The following is a 3673-nucleotide window of genomic DNA, read 5'->3' as shown; positions in this document are numbered from 1 at the left end:
CTACCGCCAAGCAATTGAATTCAAACCAGATCCATGGTTTTACTACCATCTAGGATATGCCCTACAACAACAAAATCAAACTCCCGAAGCTTCGCCCACCTCCCCAAGTACTCATCAACAGGCTACCGGTCACCATACCCACACCACCAAAAGACAAGATGGTTCCAAGTTGGGCTGGGGAAGCAAAGGAAAGTATTAGGGGATAGCTCAATACCTGAAGAATTCCCATCAGGAAGTTGCTACTAGCAAAAAACAACAATAGGGCTAATAGTCCAGAACGAGACCGAAGATAATGAAAACTGTAAAGCAGTTCTGTCAGCAGTGAAGTTTTATTAGTAAGCTGGCTTTGTGTGACTTTGTGGTGGGGAAACCGAACCAGGAGTAGGGTAGTTAAGGCAAACAAAAAACTGCTCAAGTCCAACACAAAAATTCCTGACAGCTGTATGACTCCTAAGAGTACACCACCTAGGATAGGAGCAAGGAGTCGTCCTAACGCTTGTGCTAACTGAGTCATACCACTAGCTCGACCTAAGTGTTTTTTAGGAACGAGCAAGGTGGTAGCAGCCCTGTAAGCAGGCCACTGGAATGCACTGAAACTGGAAATTACCACACTTGCTAAGTATATATGCCAAATTTGGATTTTTCCGGTAAGCAGCAAGGTGGCAATAGTCAGGGTGGTTAAAGCAGCACCAGAATCACTGAAAATCATCACCCAACGGCGATTCCAACGGTCTACTAAGACACCAGCAAAGGGAGAAATTATGACTCGAGGGAGAGTAGTGAACAGAATCAGAAAGGATAACTGAGTAACCGAACCACTCTGCTTATAAACCCAAACATCAAGGGCAAAGTTAGTGATGCTGGAGCCTAACAGGGAGACTAATTGCCCCAACCAGACTAGAACAAAGATGGACATTCCTTCAATTTTGAGTGGTTTGAGCATTTGATTTTTTTGATTAATAGACATCTCCAATAATTACCGTAGAAGCATTATGCTACCCTCCCAACATCTGGCTTTATGGATATGCTAGTTGTTCAATAGATAGTTGTTAAATTTTGCTGTCATAACCTCAACTTGATGGGCTTTCATAATGGTGTAATGGTCTCCAGTAATCGTGTGAGTTTGGATATCACCATTAACTAGAGAACCCCAGCCGTGGGTTCGGTCTTCAAGTACTGCTGGGGAAGTTTTACTAGCATTTATAAGGAGAACTGAACCTGGATATGTTTTTGGTTGATAATGATAGTTTGCTGCCATATTTGCTTTAAAAATTTCCCATAAAGAACGCATTTGATCTATTTCTAGGTCTGATGGAAATATCCCTTGCTGTTTGCCTTGCTCAAATAGATGCAAAACTTGTTCGTCTAGTTCGATTTTTCTCAGTGTTTCTAAGGATATATCTAACTCTTGGCCATAAAGACCTCCCAAATCTTGAGCCAATTGATTGATTATCATTGCTTGATCTATTTCTAAAGGTTTCCGAATTAAAGTAGGTGCATAACTGTCTATTAAAGCTAGAAGAGCCACTGGAGTATTTTTAGCCTGTAATTGTTGTGCCATTTCATAAGCAATTACACCTCCAAAAGACCAGCCGATGAGGTGTAATGGTCCTTGGGTTTGAATTGGTTTTATTGCCTCAATATAATGGTATGCCATCTCCTCAACAGAAGTTAAGGGTTGCTGTTGACCATCTAAACCAAGAGATTGTAAACCATATACTGGATAATCTTGATCTAAATGACGAGCTAAGTCTGCATAACACAGAATATTGCCACCAACTGGGTGAATACAGAATAATGGAGGTTGGTTTCCACTGGTTTTAATGCCCACTAATATGGAGTCAGATGTATCTACTGAAGAATCCAGAAGGCTGGCTAGTTGTTCAATGGTTGGACTTTGGAAAAGGGTTGCTAAAGGTAAATTGATTTGGAATTGTTGTTGAATTTTTGACATCAGACGGACAGCTAGAAGGGAATGACCGCCCAGGTCAAAGAAGTTATCTTGTACTCCGACAGAGGTGAGATTCAAAACGTCTGACCAGATTTGAGTCAGTTGAAGTTCTATGGTTGTACGTGGTGGGACGTATTTATGTTCTCGGGTAATTTCCCCATCAGGTGCGGGCAGCGCAAAACGGTCTACTTTGCCATTTGGTGTTAAGGGGAGGGTGTCTAAGGTGACGAAGGCACTGGGCACCATATAGTCTGGTAGTTTCTGTTTAAGGAATTCTCGTAGTTGGTTGGTGGTTAGTGATTCTTCCTCACTGACTATATAGGCTACTAGGCGTTTGTTGCTATGAATATCTTCTGTGGCAATAACTACAGTTTGTTGGATTTGGGAATGGCTGGACAGGACTGCTTCGATTTCCCCTAGTTCGATGCGGAAGCCCCTGATTTTGACTTGGTTATCGATGCGACCGATAAATTCGATGTTACCGTCTGGTAGGTATCTCGCCAGGTCTGATGTTTTGTAGATTCGTTCTGATTTGGAATTACAGAAGGGATTAGTGATGAATTTTTCCGATGTTAGTTTTGGACGGTTGAGGTAGCCTCTGGCTAGTCCATCACCTCCAATGTATAATTCTCCAGGTAGCCCTATGGGTACTGGTTGGAGATGACCATCTAGGATGTAGATTTGGGTGTTGGCTATGGGGCGACCGATCGGTGGTGGTAAGAGATTTGTTTGTTGAGTTGGAACAATCAATCCAGAAGTGGTGACCACAGTATTTTCGGTCGGTCCATAGTTATTAATAATCCTAAAGGGCAATAAACTTGATGGATATTGATTGAGCCTGTCTCCACCAGTAAGCACTATTCTCAACGCTAGATCAGGCCACCACTCTAAAGACAATAAGTTTTCTAACAAAGGTGTGGGTAAAAAAGTGATAGTAATTTTGTGTGCTGTTAACCAATTTTGCAAAACTTGTGGTTGGACAATAGTTTCTGTGTTGAGCAAGTGTATACTAGCTCCAGCACTCAGGTAAGGCCATAACTCCCATACTGCTGCATCAAAAGCAGTTCCAGCTAACTGAGTGGCATGATCTGATGAGGTAATCTCAAAAGCAGCTTGATGCCAAAAAACTAGATTTAATAATCCTTGATGAGCAACTAAAACCCCTTTAGGTTTACCAGTAGAACCAGAGGTATAAATCACATAAGCCAAATTATCAGAAGATACCCCAACATCAAGATTCTCCCCACTGTGTTGCTCTATCGCTGCCCAATCACTATCCAAACAAACGATCCGTGGAGTATGTGAGGGCAAAGATTCTAGTAAAGACTGTTGAGTCAACAACAGCTCAACACCCGAATCTTCTAACATATAACTCAGTCGTTCTGGGGGATAATTAGGATCCAGGGGTACATAGGCACCACCCGCCTTCAGTATCGCCAACAGTCCTACCACCATCTGTAAAGAACGTTCCACACAAATACCCACCAATACCTCTGGTTCTACTCCTAAGTTTTGTAGGTGATGTGCTAGTTGGTTCGCCCTTTGATTTAATTGATGGTAAGTCAACTGCTGTTGGTCAAACACCACAGCTATAGCATCCGGTGTTTTGTCTACCTGCTCTTCAAATAACTGATGAATACATTTATCAGTAGGATAGTCACTGGCAGTATCATTCCACTCCACCAAGATCGGAAGAGCAGGAGTCGAAAGAGTCAACATTGT

General features: G+C 42.3%; 2 protein-coding genes. Both read right to left on the bottom strand.

All coding sequences use genetic code 11. The annotated features are described in order from the left end of the window. Positions 1–61: 61 nt before the first annotated feature. Positions 62–967 carry an MFS transporter gene (locus F6K52_RS33915; RefSeq protein ID WP_293089210.1) on the bottom strand — a complete coding sequence of 302 codons (906 nt, stop codon included), beginning with the start codon at positions 965–967 and terminating at the stop codon, positions 62–64. Between the two features lie 60 nt (positions 968–1027). Further along, the coding region (locus F6K52_RS33910) for a non-ribosomal peptide synthetase (RefSeq protein ID WP_293089208.1) at positions 1028–3673 on the bottom strand (2646 nt) is incomplete at its 5' end.

This window comes from Moorena sp. SIO3H5 (assembly GCF_010692395.1).
Lineage (GTDB): Bacteria > Cyanobacteriota > Cyanobacteriia > Cyanobacteriales > Coleofasciculaceae > Moorena.
The sequence above is the reverse complement of the archived record's forward strand: the minus strand, read 5'-3'. Positions and strand labels throughout refer to the sequence as shown.

Excerpts from the sequence above, each read along its gene's own strand:
- F6K52_RS33915 (WP_293089210.1), bottom strand. The coding sequence starts at position 967 with ATGTCTATTAATCAAAAAAATCAAATGCTCAAACCACTCAAAATTGAA.